The organism is Novosphingobium percolationis (genome assembly GCF_020179425.1).
Classification (GTDB): Bacteria; Pseudomonadota; Alphaproteobacteria; order Sphingomonadales; family Sphingomonadaceae; genus Novosphingobium; species Novosphingobium percolationis.
Genome location: NZ_JAILYM010000006.1, coordinates 75174 through 92083 on the forward strand (window position 1 = coordinate 75174; position 16910 = coordinate 92083).

Annotated in this window: 15 protein-coding genes; 13 read left to right on the forward strand and 2 right to left on the reverse strand. The window is 67.3% G+C overall.

Annotated features, from left to right (window positions below):
• The first annotated feature begins 42 nt into the window (after positions 1 to 42).
• The 9 genes from radA (at position 43) to K3A84_RS15480 (ending at position 11216) form a co-directional block, all read left to right on the forward strand.
• Entirely contained in the window at positions 43 to 1410 is a 1368-nt protein-coding gene (gene radA, locus K3A84_RS15440) for a DNA repair protein RadA (RefSeq protein WP_225010247.1), read from the forward strand.
• A gap of 11 nt (positions 1411 to 1421) precedes the next feature.
• Complete coding sequence (locus tag K3A84_RS15445; protein ID WP_225010248.1) at positions 1422 to 1997, forward strand: CvpA family protein; 576 nt, start codon at positions 1422 to 1424, stop codon at positions 1995 to 1997.
• A 9-nt stretch (positions 1998 to 2006) separates the two neighbouring features.
• On the forward strand, positions 2007 to 2417 hold the full coding sequence (locus K3A84_RS15450) for an iron-sulfur cluster assembly scaffold protein (RefSeq protein WP_225010249.1): 411 nt from the start codon (positions 2007 to 2009) through the stop codon (positions 2415 to 2417).
• A gap of 83 nt (positions 2418 to 2500) precedes the next feature.
• Positions 2501 to 4117 carry an MFS transporter gene (locus K3A84_RS15455; RefSeq protein ID WP_225010250.1) on the forward strand — a complete coding sequence of 539 codons (1617 nt, stop codon included), beginning with the start codon at positions 2501 to 2503 and terminating at the stop codon, positions 4115 to 4117.
• Positions 4098 to 5168, forward strand: coding sequence for an alanine racemase (alr, locus tag K3A84_RS15460; RefSeq protein ID WP_225010251.1), 1071 nt, complete (start codon positions 4098 to 4100; stop codon positions 5166 to 5168). Before K3A84_RS15455 ends, alr begins: the two co-directional genes overlap by 20 nt.
• Positions 5169 to 5256: 88 nt before the next feature.
• Positions 5257 to 5814: a polyhydroxyalkanoate synthesis repressor PhaR gene (phaR, locus tag K3A84_RS15465; protein ID WP_225010252.1), complete on the forward strand. Its 558-nt coding sequence runs from the start codon at positions 5257 to 5259 to the stop codon at positions 5812 to 5814.
• Positions 5815 to 5893: 79 nt separating this feature from the next.
• Positions 5894 to 7441, forward strand: a complete 1548-nt coding sequence (proS, locus tag K3A84_RS15470) for a proline--tRNA ligase (protein ID WP_225010253.1) — start codon at positions 5894 to 5896, stop codon at positions 7439 to 7441.
• A 109-nt stretch (positions 7442 to 7550) separates the two neighbouring features.
• Positions 7551 to 8885 carry a M20/M25/M40 family metallo-hydrolase gene (locus K3A84_RS15475; protein WP_225010254.1) on the forward strand — a complete coding sequence of 445 codons (1335 nt, stop codon included), beginning with the start codon at positions 7551 to 7553 and terminating at the stop codon, positions 8883 to 8885.
• 51 nt (positions 8886 to 8936) lie between these two features.
• Positions 8937 to 11216, forward strand: a complete 2280-nt coding sequence (locus tag K3A84_RS15480) for a ribonuclease R family protein (RefSeq protein ID WP_225010255.1) — start codon at positions 8937 to 8939, stop codon at positions 11214 to 11216.
• Positions 11217 to 11269: 53 nt separating this feature from the next.
• Here the strand turns inward: K3A84_RS15480 and K3A84_RS15485 are convergent, their stop codons facing one another.
• The gene (locus K3A84_RS15485) at positions 11270 to 11731 is read right to left on the reverse strand and encodes a universal stress protein (protein ID WP_225010256.1); all 462 of its coding nucleotides are present in this window, start codon (positions 11729 to 11731) and stop codon (positions 11270 to 11272) included.
• Positions 11732 to 11920: 189 nt separating this feature from the next.
• Between K3A84_RS15485 and K3A84_RS15490 the strand changes: the two genes are divergently transcribed.
• The 3 genes from K3A84_RS15490 to K3A84_RS15500 all read left to right on the forward strand — a co-directional run bounded on the left by K3A84_RS15490 (position 11921) and on the right by K3A84_RS15500 (position 14905).
• Positions 11921 to 13189, forward strand: a complete 1269-nt coding sequence (locus K3A84_RS15490; RefSeq protein WP_225010257.1) for a pyruvate dehydrogenase complex dihydrolipoamide acetyltransferase — start codon at positions 11921 to 11923, stop codon at positions 13187 to 13189.
• Positions 13190 to 13271: 82 nt separating this feature from the next.
• A complete protein-coding gene (gene lpdA / locus K3A84_RS15495) occupies positions 13272 to 14684 on the forward strand; it encodes a dihydrolipoyl dehydrogenase (protein ID WP_225010258.1) in 1413 nt (470 codons plus the stop codon).
• Between the two features lie 74 nt (positions 14685 to 14758).
• Positions 14759 to 14905 carry a hypothetical protein gene (locus K3A84_RS15500; protein ID WP_225010259.1) on the forward strand — a complete coding sequence of 49 codons (147 nt, stop codon included), beginning with the start codon at positions 14759 to 14761 and terminating at the stop codon, positions 14903 to 14905.
• A gap of 3 nt (positions 14906 to 14908) precedes the next feature.
• Here the strand turns inward: K3A84_RS15500 and K3A84_RS15505 are convergent, their stop codons facing one another.
• Positions 14909 to 15556: a glutathione S-transferase family protein gene (locus tag K3A84_RS15505; RefSeq protein WP_225010260.1), complete on the reverse strand. Its 648-nt coding sequence runs from the start codon at positions 15554 to 15556 to the stop codon at positions 14909 to 14911.
• Between the two features lie 94 nt (positions 15557 to 15650).
• Between K3A84_RS15505 and K3A84_RS15510 the strand changes: the two genes are divergently transcribed.
• On the forward strand, positions 15651 to 16826 hold the full coding sequence (locus K3A84_RS15510; protein WP_225010261.1) for a BaiN/RdsA family NAD(P)/FAD-dependent oxidoreductase: 1176 nt from the start codon (positions 15651 to 15653) through the stop codon (positions 16824 to 16826).
• Positions 16827 to 16910: the final 84 nt, after the last annotated feature.

A 16910-nucleotide genomic window follows, 5' to 3' on the forward strand; every position in this document is an offset into this window, starting at 1 on the left:
CGCCGGGTTGCGTTCTCTCTATGTTCGCGTTAGGCCTCAGCCATGGCCAAGCCCAAACGTCGTTATGCCTGCCAGGCCTGTGGCAGCGTCACCCAGCGCTGGCAGGGCCAGTGCCCCGATTGCTCGGAATGGAACACGCTGGTGGAGGAAGCGCCGGAAACGGTGTTCTCGGCCAGGCATGACCTGTCGAGCGGCGGGCGGGCGGTGCGGTTCGTGTCGCTCGACCAGCCTGTGGAACTGCCACAACGGCGCAAGACCGGCCTTGCCGAATTCGACCGCGCGCTGGGCGGGGGACTGGTGCCGGGATCGGCGATCCTGATGGGCGGCGATCCGGGCATCGGCAAGTCGACGCTGCTGCTGCAGGCTTCGGCCCGCGTTGCCATGGCGGGCGGGCTGTCGGTGTATATCAGCGGCGAGGAAGCGTCGGATCAGGTGCGGTTGCGCGCTGACCGGCTGGGGCTGGGCAAGGCGCCGATCCGGCTCGCCTCGGCCACGTCAGTGCGCGATATCCTGACCACGCTGGGCACGATGGAGCCGCCCGCGCTGCTGGTGATCGATTCGATCCAGACCATGCATTCCGACCAGATCGAGGGCGCGCCCGGCACCGTCAGCCAGGTGCGCGGCTGTGCCTTCGAACTGATCCGCTATGCCAAGGAAAACGGCGTGGCGATGGTGCTGGTCGGCCACGTGACCAAGGATGGCAGCATCGCGGGGCCCCGCGTGCTGGAGCACATGGTCGACGTGGTGATGAGCTTCGAGGGCGAGCGCAGTCACCAGTACCGCATCCTGCGCGCGCTCAAGAACCGTTTCGGCGCGGTGGACGAGATCGGCGTCTTCGCCATGGCGGGCGCGGGGCTGGAGGAAGTGGGCAACCCTTCGATGCTGTTCCTTTCGGGCCGTGATCAGCCGGTGCCGGGCAGCGCGGTGTTTCCCGCGCTCGAAGGCACGCGGCCCGTGCTGGTGGAAATCCAGGCGCTGACCGTGCGCCTCGCCAGCGGGGCCACGCCCCGGCGCGCGGTGGTCGGCTGGGATTCGGGCCGCCTTGCCATGCTGCTCGCCGTGCTGGAATCGCGCTGCGGGCTCAGCTTTTCCTCGGCGGAAGTCTATCTCAATGTCGCGGGCGGCTATCGCCTGACCGACCCTGCGGCCGATCTTGCCGTGGCGGCGGCGCTGGTTTCGGCGCTGGCGGACAGACCCTTGCCGTCCGATTGCGCGTGGTTCGGTGAAGTGTCGCTGGCGGGCGAGGTGCGGCCCGTGGCGCACGGGTCGATCCGGCTCAAGGAATCGGCCAAGCTCGGCTTCACCCGCGCCTATGGGCCGGACGGTGCGGCCGAGAAAGTGCCGGGGCTTACCTACGGCGCGCTCAAGCTGCTGCCAAATCTCGTTGACCGCATCGTGGGCGGCTCGTAGCAACCGGCGCGATGACCGGCTTCGATTATGTCGTGCTCCTCGTCGTCGCGGTCGGCGCGATCGGCGGTTTCTTCCGTGGCTTTGTCGAGGAGGTGTTGAGCCTTCTCGCCTGTGGGGCTGCGGTTGTCGCCGTGCGCTATCTGCACGCGCCCTTGACGCTGTGGCTCGAACCCCACCTTTCGACCGAGACCGGCGCGGGCGTGCTGGCCTTCGCGCTGCTGATGGTGGGGCCGGTGTTCCTGACGCGGTTCATCGCGCGCAAGATGGGGCAGGCGAGCCGGGGATCGACGCTGGGGCCGATCGACCGCCTGCTGGGCTTCGGCTTCGGCGCGCTCAAGGCCTTTGTCGTGGTGGTGCTGGGGTTTTCGGTGCTGGTGTTCGGCTATGACGTGGTGTGGGGCGTTTCGGGCCGCCCGGCGTGGATTTCGCAAGGGCGGACTTATCCCATGCTCAACGCCGCGAGTGAGGAACTGATGACGCTGATCGCCGAACGGCGCGCAGAGGCGGCCAGCGCCGCTGCGCCCGAGGACGAGGCGAGCAGCAGCCCCGCCGAAAAACCGCGCAAGAAGCGCCGCGTGGCCGACTGACCGCCAACCATGGCGCAGGCTCTCTACACCCCGGCGATCCTTGCCGCCGCGACCGGCCTTGCCGCCTTTCCCTGGGACGAGGCGCTGGCGCTGCGGGGCGAGGCGCGTTCGCGGTCGTGCGGGAGCAGCATCGCGCTGGGAATGGCGACCGACGAGGCGGGGCGGATTGCGCGGATCGGGATGAAGCCCCACGCCTGCGCGGTGGGGCAGGCAGCCGCCCACGTCTTTGCCAGCGCGGCTGCGGGACGAACGATAGACGAGATTGCCACCACGCGCGCCGCGCTCGCGGCCTGGTTGGCGGGCGCGGACGATGCGCCGGACTGGCCGGGCGTCGACCTGCTGGCACCTGCGCGGGCCTACCCTGGGCGTCATGCCGCCATCCTGCTCGCCTGGGACGCCGCCATCGCCGCGCTTTCCTGATAGCTTCCATGATATTTGCGAGGCTTTCGCGCCGGGCCCGGCTTCGCTAGAGCAGCCTCGACAAGACGGGGGAAGAGACGGGCATGAGCGATAGCAAGAGCGAACCCAGCGCCAGCGACATCCGGCTGGTGATCGCCGCGTCGAGCGCGGGCACGGTGTTCGAATGGTACGATTTCTTCATTTACGGCACGCTCGGCTCGATCCTGTCCAAGGCGTTCTTTCCCACCGGCAACGCCACGCTGGAAATGCTGCTGTTCTGGCTGGTCTTTGCGGTCGGCTTCGGCTTCCGCCCGCTGGGCGCGGTGCTGTTCGGCTTCCTCGGCGACCGGCTGGGGCGCAAGTACACGTTCCTTGTCACCGTGCTGCTGATGGGTATCGCCACCGCGGGCGTCGGCCTGATCCCTTCGGCGGCGACGATCGGCATGGCCGCGCCGGTGCTGGTGATCCTGCTGCGCATCCTGCAGGGGCTGGCACTCGGCGGTGAATATGGCGGCGCGGCGGTCTATGTGGCCGAACATTCCAACCCCGCGCGGCGCGGCTTCTACACCAGCTTCATCCAGGCCAGCGTGATGGGCGGCTTCGTCCTCAGCCTGCTCGTCGTCCTTTCGTGCAAGGCGCTGATGACGCCCGAGACCTGGGCGGAATGGGGCTGGCGCGTGCCTTTCGTGATGAGCCTCGCCCTGCTGGCGGTGTCGCTTTGGATGCGGCTGAAGCTGTCGGAAAGCCCGGTGTTCAAGGCAATGAAGGAAGAGGGGGAACTGGCCGGCAACCCCTTCATCGAAAGCATGACCTATCCCGGCAACAAGCGCCGCCTGTTCATCGCGCTGTTCGGCGTGGCGGCGGGGCTGACGGTGATCTGGTACACCGCGATGTTCTCCGGCCTGTCGTTCCTGAAATCGGCGATGCGCGTGGAAGATACCACGGCGGAGATCCTTGTCGGCGTGGCCTGCGTGCTGGGGATGCCGTTCAACCTGCTGTTCGGCCACCTGTCGGACAAGGTCGGGCGCAAGAAGCCGATCGTGCTGGGCTACATCGCCACGCTGGCGCTGCTGTTCCCGGCGTTCTGGCTGGTCGGCGGCGCGGCCAATCCCGGCCTTGCCGAAACCGCAAGGGCAGTGCCGGTGGTCGTAAGCGGCCCTGAGTGCAGCTACAGCGCCTTTGCCGCCGAACAGGCGACCCCTTGTGCCAAGCTGCTGTCGGACCTGACCGGATCGGGCGTGCCCTATGCGCTGGCGCAGGGCGATGCACTGGTGCTCAAGGCCGGGGACAAGGCGCTCCCGCTCGATGGCTATAGCTGGGCCGACAAAAAGGCGCGCGCGGCGCAGTTGCAGGCCATGCTGACCGGCGTGGGCTATGATTTCACCAAGGTGACGCCCGACTTCGGCCGCGCCGCCATCGTGGTGCTGGGCCTGGTGCTGCTGATGGCGCTTTCGGGCGCGACCTATGGCCCGGTGGCGGCGCTGCTGGCGGAAATGTTTCCGCCACGTATCCGCTACAGTTCGATGTCGATTCCCTATCACATCGGCACCGGCTATTTCGGTGGCTTCCTGCCGTTCATTTCCAGCCTGATCGTGGCCAAGACGGGCAACCCCTATTCCGGGCTGTGGTACACCTGGGGGGTTGTGGTGGTGGCGCTGCTGGTTGCGGCCTGGGGCCTGAAGGGCGGACGCCCGCGCGATTATGGAGACGACGCTGCCTGATGATAACCTTCCTTCGCCGCCGTCCCCGCTGCGGCTGAGGCTTGATGCGCAGGCGCTGGCGGACAACTGGCGCGCGCTCGACCGGATGTCGGGCGCGGCGCGCGCCGGGGCGGCGGTGAAGGCCGATGCCTATGGCCTGGGCGTGGCGCAGGTGGCGCCGGCGCTCGCGGCGGCGGGCTGTCGCGACTGGTTCGTGGCGCACTGGCAGGAAGTGGCCGAATTGCTGCGCCACGTACCCGCCGATCAGGTTGCCGTGCTGCACGGGCCGATCAACGATGCCGACGTGGCTTTTGCCAAGGCGAGCGGCGTGCGGCCGGTGCTGAACTCGCTGGCGCAGGTAGCGCGCTGGCGTGCGGGCGGGGGCGGGGCGTGCCATGTCATGGTCGATACCGGCATGAGCCGCCTCGGCCTGCCGCCAGCCGAGCTAGCCGATCCCGCGCTCGATGGGCTGGCCATCGACATGGTGATGAGCCACCTCGCCAGCGCCGACGAGGACACGACGCAGAACGCCGCGCAACTGGCTCTGTTCGCGCAGGCGCGCGCCGCGCTGCCGGGGCGGCGCTATAGCCTGGCCAACAGCGCCGGGATCGCGCTGGGGGCCGATTTCCATGCTGATCTGACGCGCCCCGGCCTTGCCCTTTATGGCGGTATTCCGCGCCGCGAATTCGCAACCACGATACGGCAAACCGCGTATCCCGAAGCGGCGGTGATCCAGGTGCGCCAACTGCAGGCGGGCGACCGGATCGGGTACAATGCAACCCATGTCGCCGACCGTCCGATTCGCGCCGGAGTGATCGCGCTGGGCTATGCCGACGGGTATTTGCGCTGCTGGTCGGGCAAGGGACGATTTCTTTTTGGTGGCAAGGAGTTGCCGGTGCTGGGTCGTATCTCGATGGACCTGACCATCGTCGATCTGACGATGGCCCCGGATTGCGGCGAGGGCGACTGGCTGACCGCCGCCTATGACCCTGTTGCGGCGAGTGCCGCAAGCGGCTTGTCACAATACGAGCTGTTCACTCTGCTGGGACGCCGTTTTGCGCGGTTCATATAAAATTAACATCGTTCGCTAACATTTATTGCGCCGCACATGCTGCATCTGCTAAGTTGCACCGGAAGATCCCAGCGGGGGCGCAGATAAAATGGCACAGCAGGCAAAAGACGGCGAAGCGGTCATCATCAAGAAGTACGCTAACCGCAGGCTCTACAATACCAGCACGTCGAGCTACATCACGCTCGATCACCTCGCCCAGATGGTGAAGGACAACGTCGATTTTCAGGTGATCGACGCCAAGACCGGCGCGGACCTGACGCACACGATCCTGACCCAGATCATCATGGAAGAGGAATCGGCGGGCGAGCAGATGCTGCCCACCAACTTCCTGCGCCAGCTGATCTCGATGTACGGCAATTCGATGCAGTCGCTGCTGCCGGGCTATCTCGAAGCCTCGATGGAGCACTTCCGCGAGAACCAGCTCAAGCTGCGCAAGGCGATCGAGGATTCGATCGGCGCCAACCCGCTGGCGCAGATCGCCCAGCGCAACATGGAAATGTTCAAGGCCGCCGCCGCCGCCTTCGTGCCCGCCGCGGCGCCGGGCGCCGAGGATGGCAAGCCTGCCGCGGGCGGATCGGACGAGCTGGACACGCTGCGCCAGCAGATGGCCGACATGCAGAAGAAGCTCGACCAGCTCGCCAAGTAACGTGATGTGATGGTGGCGCGCGCGCGGGCACTGCACTATGGCATTGCCCGAATCCGCGCGCGCGACTAACCCGCGCGCCATGAACAAGCCCACGATCAAGCACGCGCTCCCCGTCACCCGCGACGAAGATTTCGCCCAGTGGTATCAGGCGGTCATCGCCGAAGCCGAACTCGCCGAAGAATCGGGCGTGCGCGGCTGCATGGTGATCAAGCCGTGGGGCTATGGCATCTGGGAACGCATCCAGAAGCTGATGGACGAACGCATCAAGGAAGCGGGCGTCGAAAACTGCTACTTCCCGCTGTTCATCCCGCTGTCCTACTTCGCCAAGGAAGCCGACCACGTCGAAGGCTTCGCCAAGGAAATGGCGGTCGTCACGCATCACCGTCTGATCGCCGATCCCAAGGGCGGGCTGATGCCCGATCCCGAAGCGAAGCTGGAAGAGCCGCTGATCGTGCGCCCGACCTCGGAAACCGTCATCGGCGCTGCCATGGCGCGCTGGATCCAGTCGTGGCGCGACCTGCCGCTGCTGACCAACCAGTGGGCCAACGTCGTGCGCTGGGAAATGCGCACGCGCATGTTCCTGCGCACCAGCGAATTCCTCTGGCAGGAAGGCCACACCGCGCACGCCGATGAAGCGGACGCGATGGTCGAAACGCTGCGTGCGCTCGAAATGTACCGCTCCTTTGCCGAAGACGTGCTGGCCATGCCGGTGGTGGCCGGGCCGAAGCCCGAGAACGAGCGCTTCCCCGGTGCGGTCGAGACCTATTCGATCGAGGCCATGATGCAGGACGGCAAGGCGTTGCAGGCCGGCACTTCGCACTATCTTGGCACCACCTTCTCGCAGGCGGCGGGCATCCGCTACCAGGACAAGGAAGGCCAGCAGGCGCTGGCGCACACGACCAGCTGGGGCGTTTCCACGCGCATGATCGGCGGCGTGATCATGACCCACGGCGATGACGACGGCCTGCGCACCCCGCCGCAGGTCGCGCCGCAGCAGATCGTGATCCTGCCGATGCTGCGCGACAACGACGGCGACGAAGCGCTGCTCGCCTATTGCGAGGGCCTGCGCACCGAATTGGCCAAGCTCTCGGCCTTTGGCGAGCGCGTCCGCGTGCAGCTCGACAAGCGCCCCGGCAAGGCCACGCAGAAGCGCTGGGCGTGGGTCAAGAAGGGCGTGCCGCTGATCCTGGAGATCGGCGGGCGCGATGCCGAAGGCGGGCAGGTTTCGGTGCTGCGCCGCGACCGGCTGTGGAACGATGCGGGCAAGGCCAACTTCACCGTCATGGCCAAGGGTGATTTCGTCGCCGCAGCGGTCGCCGAACTGGAAGCGATCCAGTCCGCGCTGTTCGAGGAAGCGCGTGCGCGCCGCGATGCGCAGATCGAGCGCGGCGTGACCGACCTTGCCGGGCTTGCCGCCTATTTCGCCGATGACCGGAAGTTCCCCGGCTGGGTCGAAATGCAGTGGTCGCGCCCGACCGGCGACGCGCTCGACAAGGTGGTGGAGCAGTTGAAGGCGCTCAAGCTCACCATCCGCAACACCCCGCTCGATGCCACTCCTGCCGACGGCACCTGCCCGTTCACCGGCGAACCGGCGGTCGAACGCATCCTCATCGCGCGCTCGTACTGATCGAAGGGCGCGGCGGCCCGCAAGCCGCCGCGTCCCCGTTTACGGCCTACGGCGTAGATAGTCTCCAAAGATACCTTGTTCCGGCGATCTTGCCGGCTAAGGTATCGCAATGACCCGTTTTCTTCTTGGCGCCTGCGCGCTCTGCCTCGCGCTTCCCGTTCATGCGCAGCCCGCCACCAGGCCGGAGCAGGCGATCTCCGAAGCACGCCTGCGCGCCGATATCGCAAAGCTCGTCGGCTTCGGCACCCGCCACACCCTGTCGAGCCAGACCGATCCGAAGCGCGGAATCGGCGCGGCGCGCACATGGGCCGAAGCGGAGTTCCGCAAGACGTCCCGGGCTTGCGGCAACTGTCTCGAAATCGCGCTTCCCGAAACCAGCGTTTCGGGCGAGCGCGTGCCGGTGCCGACGCGGCTCGTCGATGTCGTCGCCATCCAGCGCGGCGCCGAGCGGCCCAACGAGGTTGTGATCGTGCAAGGGCACATCGACAGCCGCGGCTCTGACGTGATGAATGCCACCGTCGATGCGCCGGGCGCCAACGACGATGGTTCGGGCACCGTTCTCGTGCTCGAAGCGGCGCGCGTCCTGTCGCAGCACAAGTTCCCCGCCACCATCGTTTATGCCGTGCTCTCGGGCGAGGAGCAGGGCCTGTATGGCGGCAAGTTGCTGGCCGACTACGCCAAGGCGCAGGGCTGGACGGTGAAGGCGGTGTTCAACAACGACATCGTCGGCGGCTCCACCGGCAGCGACGGGATCAAGGACGATGCCCACGTTCGCGTCCTGTCAGAAGGCCTGCGCGCGGATTCCACCGACACCCTGCGTGCGCAGATGCGCCGCTTCGGTGGGGAGAACGACAGCTCTTCGCGCAACATTTCGCGCTGGCTCGAAGGCCTTGCCGCGCAGGATGGCGCAGGTCTCGCCGTGCGCCAGATCTGGCGCGCCGACCGCATGGGGCGGGGTGGGGACCAGTTGCCGTTCTCGGACAAGGGCTATCCTGCCGTGCGCTTCTCGGTCGCGATCGAGGACTATGAACACCAGCATCAGGACGTGCGCAGCGAAGGCGGCGTGAAGTTCGGCGACACGATCGACGAGATGGACTTTCCCTATCTCGCCAAGGTCACGCGCCTCAACGTCCGGGGCCTCGCCGCGCTCGCCTCCGCGCCGATGCCGCCGGTGGTGACGGCCAAGGCGGCGGTTTCGACTTGGACCGACCTTGAATGGCAGGCCGTGCCGGGTGCCGTTTCCTATACCGTGTGGCGCCGTCGCACCGATGCGCCGGGCTGGGGGGAGAAGGTGGCTGAAGGCGTGACCGCGACCACCTTGCGGCTGGAACACGTGCGTGGCGACGACTGGTTCTTCGGCGTCAGCGCCCGCGCGGCGAGCGGGGCGGAAAGTCCGGTGGCCTCGGCGGTGCCGGGTGGCGGCTTCGGCCCGATCGGCGGCTAATTTCGCCGCGCTTGCGGTTGCCACGCGCGCGGCAAAGGGCCAAATGGGGCGATGGTCAAAACCAAGCTCCCCCAGGGACTCCCGACGCGCCAGCAGGTGCTCGATTTCATCGCCAGTGCCACGGAGCCTGCGGGCAAGCGCGAGATCGCCAAGGCCTTCGGCGTCAAGGGCACCGAGAAGATCGCGCTGAAGGCGCTGCTGCGCGACATGGCCGAGGAAGGCCTGATCGACGGCAACCGTACCGCCTTCCACGCCATGGGCGGCGTGCCGCGCGTGACCGTGCTGCGCATCGTCGAGATCGACGAAGGCGACGTCTATGCCGTCCCCGATACCTGGCAGCCCGACGACGCCAGCCCGCCGCCGCGCCTGCGCATCGTCGAGCCCAAGGGCCGCGCCCGCACGCGAGAAGCCGCGCTGAAGCCGGGCGACCGCGTGCTGGCCCGCACCGAGGAAGCCGGCAGCGGCTGGCTGGCCTACCCGATGAAGAAGATCGCGGTGCGCGAGGAGCAGTTGCTCGGCGTGATCGAGCTGGACGGTGCGGGCAAGGGTTGGCTCGCACCGGTGGACAAGCGCGTGCGCAATTCGGTGCCCGTCTCCGACCTCGGCGGCGCGGAGCCGGGCCAGCTGGTGCTGGCCGAACCTGCGGGCAAGAGCCCGCGCGCGGGCATGAAGGTGACGGCGGTGCTGGGCGATCCGCTCGCCCCGCGCGCCTTCAGCCTGATCGCCATCCACAAGCACGGCATTCCCTTCAGCTTCCCGTCCGAAGCCGTGGCCGAGGCCGAACGCGCGGCGAAGCTGACGCTGAGCGAGGAGAAGCGCGAGGATCTTCGCCACCTGCCGATCGTCGCCATCGACCCCAGCGATGCGCGCGACCACGATGACGCGATCTGGGCCGAACCTGACGGGGCAGGCGGCTTCCGCGCGGTGGTCGCCATCGCCGACGTGTCGTTCTACGTCCGCCCCGGCGGGCAGCTGGACCGCGAGGCGCGCAAGCGCGGCAATTCGGTCTATTTCCCCGATCGCGTCGTGCCGATGCTGCCCGAAGTGCTGTCGGCGGACGTCTGCTCGCTGAAATCGGGCGCGGACCGCGCGGCGATGGCCTGCCACATGACCATTGACGCGGAAGGCCGCATCACCGGTTGGCGCTTCACCCGCGCGCTGGTGCGCATCGCCGAAGTGATCGCGTATGAAGAAGCGCAACGCCGGATCGATGCGGATGAAGCCGCGCCGCATCTCGTCCATCTGTGGGAGGCCTGGCGCCTGCTCGAAAAGGCGCGCAACGCTCGCGATCCGCTGGCGCTCGAACTGCCCGAACGCCGCGTGGTGCTCGATCAGCAGGGGCGCATCGCCGAAGTCGCGGTGCGCGAGCGGCTCGATGCGCACCGCGTGGTCGAGGACTTCATGATTGCGGCCAACGTCGCCGCGGCCAAGGCGCTGGAGGCGAAGGTCGCGCCGGTGGTCTACCGCATCCACGAGCCGCCGAGCCGCGAAAAGCTCATCACGCTCAAGGACTATCTCGCCACCTTCGGGCGCAAGCTGGCGCTGGGGCAGGTGGTCACGCCGTCGCTGTTCAACCGCATGTTGAAGGACGTGTCCGACGAGGCGGAAAAGGCGCTGGTCATGGAAGCGGTGCTGCGCAGCCAGACGCAGGCCTATTACGGCCCGCGCAATGCCGGGCACTTCGGCCTGTCGCTCGGCTCCTATGCGCACTTCACCTCGCCGATCCGGCGCTATTCCGACCTGCTGGTGCACCGCGCGCTGGTCGATGCGTATCACCTCGAACAGCCGCGTCCGCAGGCCGACGTGCCGCCCACGTCAGGCCTGGCCGAGCGCGACCGTGCCGACCTGGGCCGGGTGTCCGATGCCATCAGCAAGACCGAACGCCGCGCGATGGAGGCCGAGCGCGAGACCATCGACCGCTACGTCGCCGCCTGGCTGTCGGCCCGCGTGGGCGAGGTGTTCGACACGCGCATCACCGGGGTGCAGAAGTTCGGCCTCTTCGCCACGATTATCGGACTTGGTGGTGACGGGCTGGTTCCGGTTTCCACGCTGGGGGCGGAACGCTTCGGCTATGACGAGAAGGCGCAGCGGCTGGTGGGCGAAATGAGCGGCGAGCAGTTTGCCATCGGCATGATGATGAAGCTGCGGCTGGCCGAAGCCAACCCGCTGACCGGTGCGCTCAAGTTCGAGCCCGTCGACATCGAGGAAGGCGTCCGCCGCATCGAACGACGCGGTGGGCGGCAAGAACTGAAGCCCAAAAAGCAGGGCGCCTTCATGGCCGGAAAGCGCGGGCGGCCCGGCAATATCCGGCATCAGGGTAAGCGGCGGTAATCAAAGGCCCACCCCCAGCCCCTCCCGCTTGCGGGAAGGGCTGGTTCGGTCCCTCATGAAACCGCGTCGATGCGCTCCTCGTCCGCGCCGCCCGGCACCACCATCAGCACGCACGGCAACTGCCCGGCGTGCGCGGCGAAGTGGGTGACGAGCTGGCCGGGGTTGCCCTCGGCCGCCGCGCCCAGCACCAGCGCCGAGACTTCCGGGTGGCTTTTCAGGAAGTCGCGCACCACTTGCGGGCCGTCGCCCTGCTGCACCGTGATCGTCGGCATCATGCCCGATTCTGCAGCAAGTCCGCCCGCTGCCGTGGTCGCCAGCACTTCGGCGCGGTCGCGCGCTTCCTGTTCGATCGTGGCCTGCACGCCGCCGAACGCGACGAATTCCTGCTGCGGCACCAGCGCGAGGATATGCACCGCGCCATCGGTGCGCGCAGCGCGGCGCGCGGCAAAGCGCAGCGCGTTCAGCGCCTCGGGCGTTTCATCCATGATGACAAGGTAGACGCGTTGTTGCAGCATGACCTCACGTGGTCCCGATCCTGACCCTTTGCTTATGACCATCTGCCTAATTCGTATGCGGGGCAAGCGGCAATGGGGTTGACCCTGCGCGCAGGGGTGGCGAAATGCCGACAGAGGATGTCGGGCAGAAATGTACCTGATCGACACCTAAACGCACGTTGCAGACACCAGAACGGAACAAAGCCCGCCATGCCCGTCTCGATCAAGATGCCCGCGCTCTCCCCGACGATGGAAGAGGGCACGCTCGCCCGCTGGCTGGTCAAGGTGGGCGACACCGTCGCCTCCGGTGATATCCTCGCCGAAATCGAGACCGACAAGGCGACAATGGAGTTCGAGGCGGTGGACGAAGGCACTGTGCTTTCGATCGACGTCGCCGAGGGGAGCGAGGGCGTGAAGGTCGGCACCGTGATCGCCACCATCGCCAGCGAGGACGAAGATGCGACGCCCGCGCCTGCTCCCGCCGCGAAGGCCGAAGCTGCGCCCGCGCCGAAGGTTGAGGCCGCGCCTGCTCCCGCAGCGCCCGCTGCTCCCGTTGCCGCCGCCGCGCCTGCGCCCAGGGGCGACCGCGTGATCGCCACTCCGCTCGCCAAGCGCATCGCCGCCGACAAGGGCCTCGATCTGGCCGCGATCCACGGCACCGGCCCCAACGGCCGCATCGTCAAGGCCGACGTCAGCGATGCCAAGCCCGCCGCGGCTGCTCCGGCTGCCGCTCCTGTTGCTGCTGCGTCCGCCCCGGCTGCCGCGCCTGCGTCGATCCCCGATTTCGGCATTCCGTACGAGGCGACCAAGCTCAACAACGTGCGCAAGACCATTGCGCGCCGCCTGACCGAAGCCAAGCAGACGATCCCGCACATCTACCTCACCGTCGACATCCGGCTCGACGCGCTGCTCAAGCTGCGGGCTGAGCTGAACAAGGCGCTGGAGGTGCAGGGCGTGAAGCTCTCGGTCAACGACCTGATAATCAAGGCGCTGGCGAAGGCGCTGCTGATCGTGCCCAAGTGCAACGTCAGCTTCGCGGGCGACGAACTGCGCAGCTATGCCCGCGCCGACATCTCGGTCGCCGTCGCCGCGCCTTCGGGCCTGATCACGCCGATCATCGTCGATGCGGGCAACAAGTCGGTGTCGGCCATCGCCACCGAGATGAAGGCGCTGGCGAACAAGGCGCGCGAAGGCAAGCTGCAGCCGCACGAATACCAGGGCGGCACCGCCAGCCTGTCCAACCTCGGCATGTTCGGGATCAAGCAGTTCGACGCGGTGATCAACCCGCCGCAGGCGATGATCCTCGCGGTCGGCGCGGGCGAGCAGCGCCCCTACGTGATCGACGGTGCGCTGGCCGTCGCCACCGTGATGAGTGCCACCGGTAGCTTCGACCACCGCGCCATCGACGGTGCCGATGGGGCCGAACTGATGAGCGCGCTCAAGACGCTGATCGAAAACCCGCTCGGTCTTCTCGCGTAAGACTGTCACTTTGAGGAGCGGGCGTTCGCTGCGCCCGCCGCTAGATCATGGGCCGACTAAGAGGGCCTGAAGGAGCATTCGCGTGGCTGACCAATACGACGTCATCGTTCTCGGTTCCGGCCCCGGTGGCTATGTCGCGGCAATTCGCTGCGCGCAGCTGGGCCTCAAGACTGCGATCGTGGAACGCGAAAACCTCGGTGGCATCTGCCTCAACTGGGGCTGCATCCCGACCAAGGCGCTGCTGCGCTCGGCCGAAGTCTATCACCAGATGAAGCACGCGGCGGCCTATGGCCTCGCCGCCGACAACATCCGCGCCGATATCGACGCGGTGGTGAAGCGTTCGCGCGGGGTCGCCAAGCAGCTTAATCAGGGCATCGGGCACCTGATGAAGAAGAACAAGATCACCGTCCACATGGGCACGGGCACGCTCAAGAGCGCGACCACGCTCGAAGTCGCGGGCGACAAGGGCACCGAAACGCTCACCGCCAAGCACATCGTCGTCGCCACCGGCGCGCGTGCGCGCGACCTGCCGTTCGCCAAGGCCGACGGCGAGCGGATCTGGACTTATCGCCACGCGATGACGCCCAAGGAAATGCCGAGCAAGCTGCTGGTCATCGGCTCGGGCGCGATCGGCATCGAATTCGCCAGCTTCTACAACGACATGGGCGCTGACGTGACCGTGGTCGAAATGCTCGACCGCGTGGTGCCGGTGGAAGACGCCGACGTTTCGGCCTTCCTCGAAAAGGCGATCAAGAAGCAGGGCATGACCGTGCTGACCGGCGCGGGCGTCGAAAGCATCGACGTTTCGGCAACGGGCGTGAAGGCGAAGATCAAGGCCAAGGATGGCAAGGTGACCGAGGGCGATTACAGCCACGTCATCGTCGCGGTGGGCATCGTGCCGAACACCGAAAACATCGGCCTTGAAGCGCTGGGCGTGAAGGCCGAGCGCGGCATCATCGCCATCGATGGCTATGGCCGCACCAATGTGAAGGGCGTGTGGGCCATCGGCGACGTGACGCCGGGGCCGTGGCTGGCGCACAAGGCGAGCCACGAAGGCGTGATCGCCGCCGAAGCCATCGCGGCGGAACTGGGTAACAAGGACGTCCACCCGCATCCGATGGACCGCGCCAACATCCCCGGCTGCACCTACTGCCACCCGCAGATCGCCAGCGTCGGCCTGACCGAAGCCAAGGCCAAGGAAGCCGGGTACGAGCTGAAGGTCGGCACGTTCCCGTTCATCGGCAACGGCAAGGCGATTGCGCTGGGCGAAAGCGAAGGCTTCGTGAAGACGGTGTTCGACGCCAAGACCGGCGAGCTGCTTGGCGCGCACATGATCGGCGCGGAAGTGACCGAAATGATCCAGGGCTTCGTCGTCGGCAAGACGCTCGAAACCACCGAGGCCGAATTGATGCACACGGTGTTCCCGCATCCGACCATCAGCGAATCGATGCACGAATCCGTGCTCGCCGCTTACGGCCGCGCGCTTCACATCTGATTTGCGGTAATACGTTGATCTGAAACGGAACTGTCGTCTCCCTCGGGCATTGATCGCCCGAGGAGACGATGCCCGTGGAATACGAGATCGAAGAATCGATCAATCCGCATTCGTGGCAGGACGAGCGCGCCGAGGTGGATGCGGAACAGGCCCCGCTGCTGCGCTGGCGTCCGGTCCAGCCCAAGCGCGCGATGCTGATCCCCGAAAGCGACGAAGCATAAGGCTCAGGCCTGCGACGCGATGAACACCGCATATTGCGCCGCGAAGGCGCGCCGGTAGGCCGCTCGCTGTTCGGCCCGTGCCACATATCCGGCCAGCGCCGGGAAGTGATCGAGCAGTCCCGACGATCTCAGCCGCAGCAGTACCGAGGCCAGCATCAGGTCGCCCGCGCTGAAGGGGCCGTCGATCCATTCCGCGTCGCCCAGCCGCGCGGCCAGCGCGGACAGGCGTTGCTCGATCCGCGCTTCGATCAGCGGGATACGGCTCGGCGTCCACGGTTCGTGCCCTTCGTTGAGACGCGCCGTCTGCAATTCGAGGATCGGCGGTTCGATCGTGTTCAGCGCCGCGAAGATCCAGTTGATTGCCCGCGCCCGCGCGTTAGCGTCGTCGGGCAGCAGGCCCGGTTGCCCTTGCGCCAGATGCAGCACGATCGCGCCGGATTCGAACAAGGCCAGCCCGTCTTGCTCGAACGTGGGAATCTGCCCGAACGGGTGGAGCGCCAGATGGGCGGGTTGCTTCAGCTCGTCGAAGTCGACCAGCCGCACCTCGTAAGGCAGCCCCAGTTCTTCCAGCGCCCAGCGCACGCGCATATCGCGCGCAAGTCCGCGCCCATGATCGGGCGAAGCACGGAAAGCGGTGATCGTGGGGGGCATCGGTGGACTCCGGCAAGACGGGGGCGAGAGTGAGCGTCTGTGCAAGGCCGCGCAACGCCTTTCCAGCCCGCCCGTCGCAGGCTAGGGCGGCGCCATGTCCTCCACCCATGATGCGATCGTTCTTGGCGCAGGCGCCGCCGGGCTGTTCTGCGCCGCCACCGCAGCCGCGCGCGGGCGGCGCGTGGTGGTTGTCGATCATGCCGACGAGGTGGGCAAGAAGATCCTGATTTCGGGCGGTGGGCGGTGCAATTTCACCAACCTGCACACCGCGCCCGATCGCTACCTGTCGGAAAACGCGCACTTCGCCCGGTCGGCGCTGGCGCGCTACACGCCCGCCGATTTCGTCGCACTGGTGGAAAAGCACGGCATCGCCTGGCATGAAAAGACGCTGGGGCAACTGTTCTGCGATGGTTCGGCGCGGCAGATCGTGGCCCTGCTGCTTGACGAATGTGCGGCGGGCGCGGTCGAGCTGCGCACCAGTACGTCTGTTTCGGATGTTCGCCACGCCGATGGCCGGTTCCACATCACCACGTCGGGCGGCGAGATTTGCGCGCCCGCGCTGGTCATCGCCACGGGCGGGCCATCGATCCCGAAGATGGGCGCGACCGGCTTCGCCTATGATCTGGCGCGCAGGTTCGGGTTGAAGGTGGTGCAGCCGCGCCCCGCGCTGGTGCCGTTGACCCTGCCGGGCGAGGACGTGCTGTTCCGCGAGCTGTCGGGCGTTTCCGCGAATGTCGTGGCGCGCGCGGGCAAGGCGGCGTTCCGCGAGGCGGCGCTGTTCACGCACCGGGGCCTGTCGGGGCCGGCGATCCTGCAAGTCTCGTCCTATTGGCGGCACGGCGAGGCGGTGCTGATCGACTTCCTGCCCGATGCCGCGCCCGACTGGCTGCTTGCCGCCAAGCGCGAACGCCCGCGCGCCGCGCTGCGCCGCGTGCTGGGCGAAGCCTTGCCCGAGCGGCTGGCGACCACGCTGGCCGAGCAACTTGGGATCGGCGGCGAACTCGGCACGGCGCAGGACAAGGCCTTGCGCGGGGCGCAGGAGCGGCTGGCGCGCTGGCGCTTCGTGCCCAACGGCAGCGAAGGCTATGCCAAGGCCGAAGTGACCGCGGGCGGGATCAGCACGGCGGAACTTTCGTCCAAGACGATGGAAGCGAAGAAGGCGCCGGGCCTCTACGCCATCGGCGAGGCGGTGGACGTGACCGGGTGGCTGGGCGGCTACAACTTCCAGTGGGCCTGGGCCTCGGCCCACGCCGCCGGGCAGGCGCTTTAGCCCGCGACGCATTCCCTCCAGAATTGCAGCAGTTGTCCCGGCACGGCACGGGTGACTGTGGCATCGTTTGCGCAAACGCCAAGT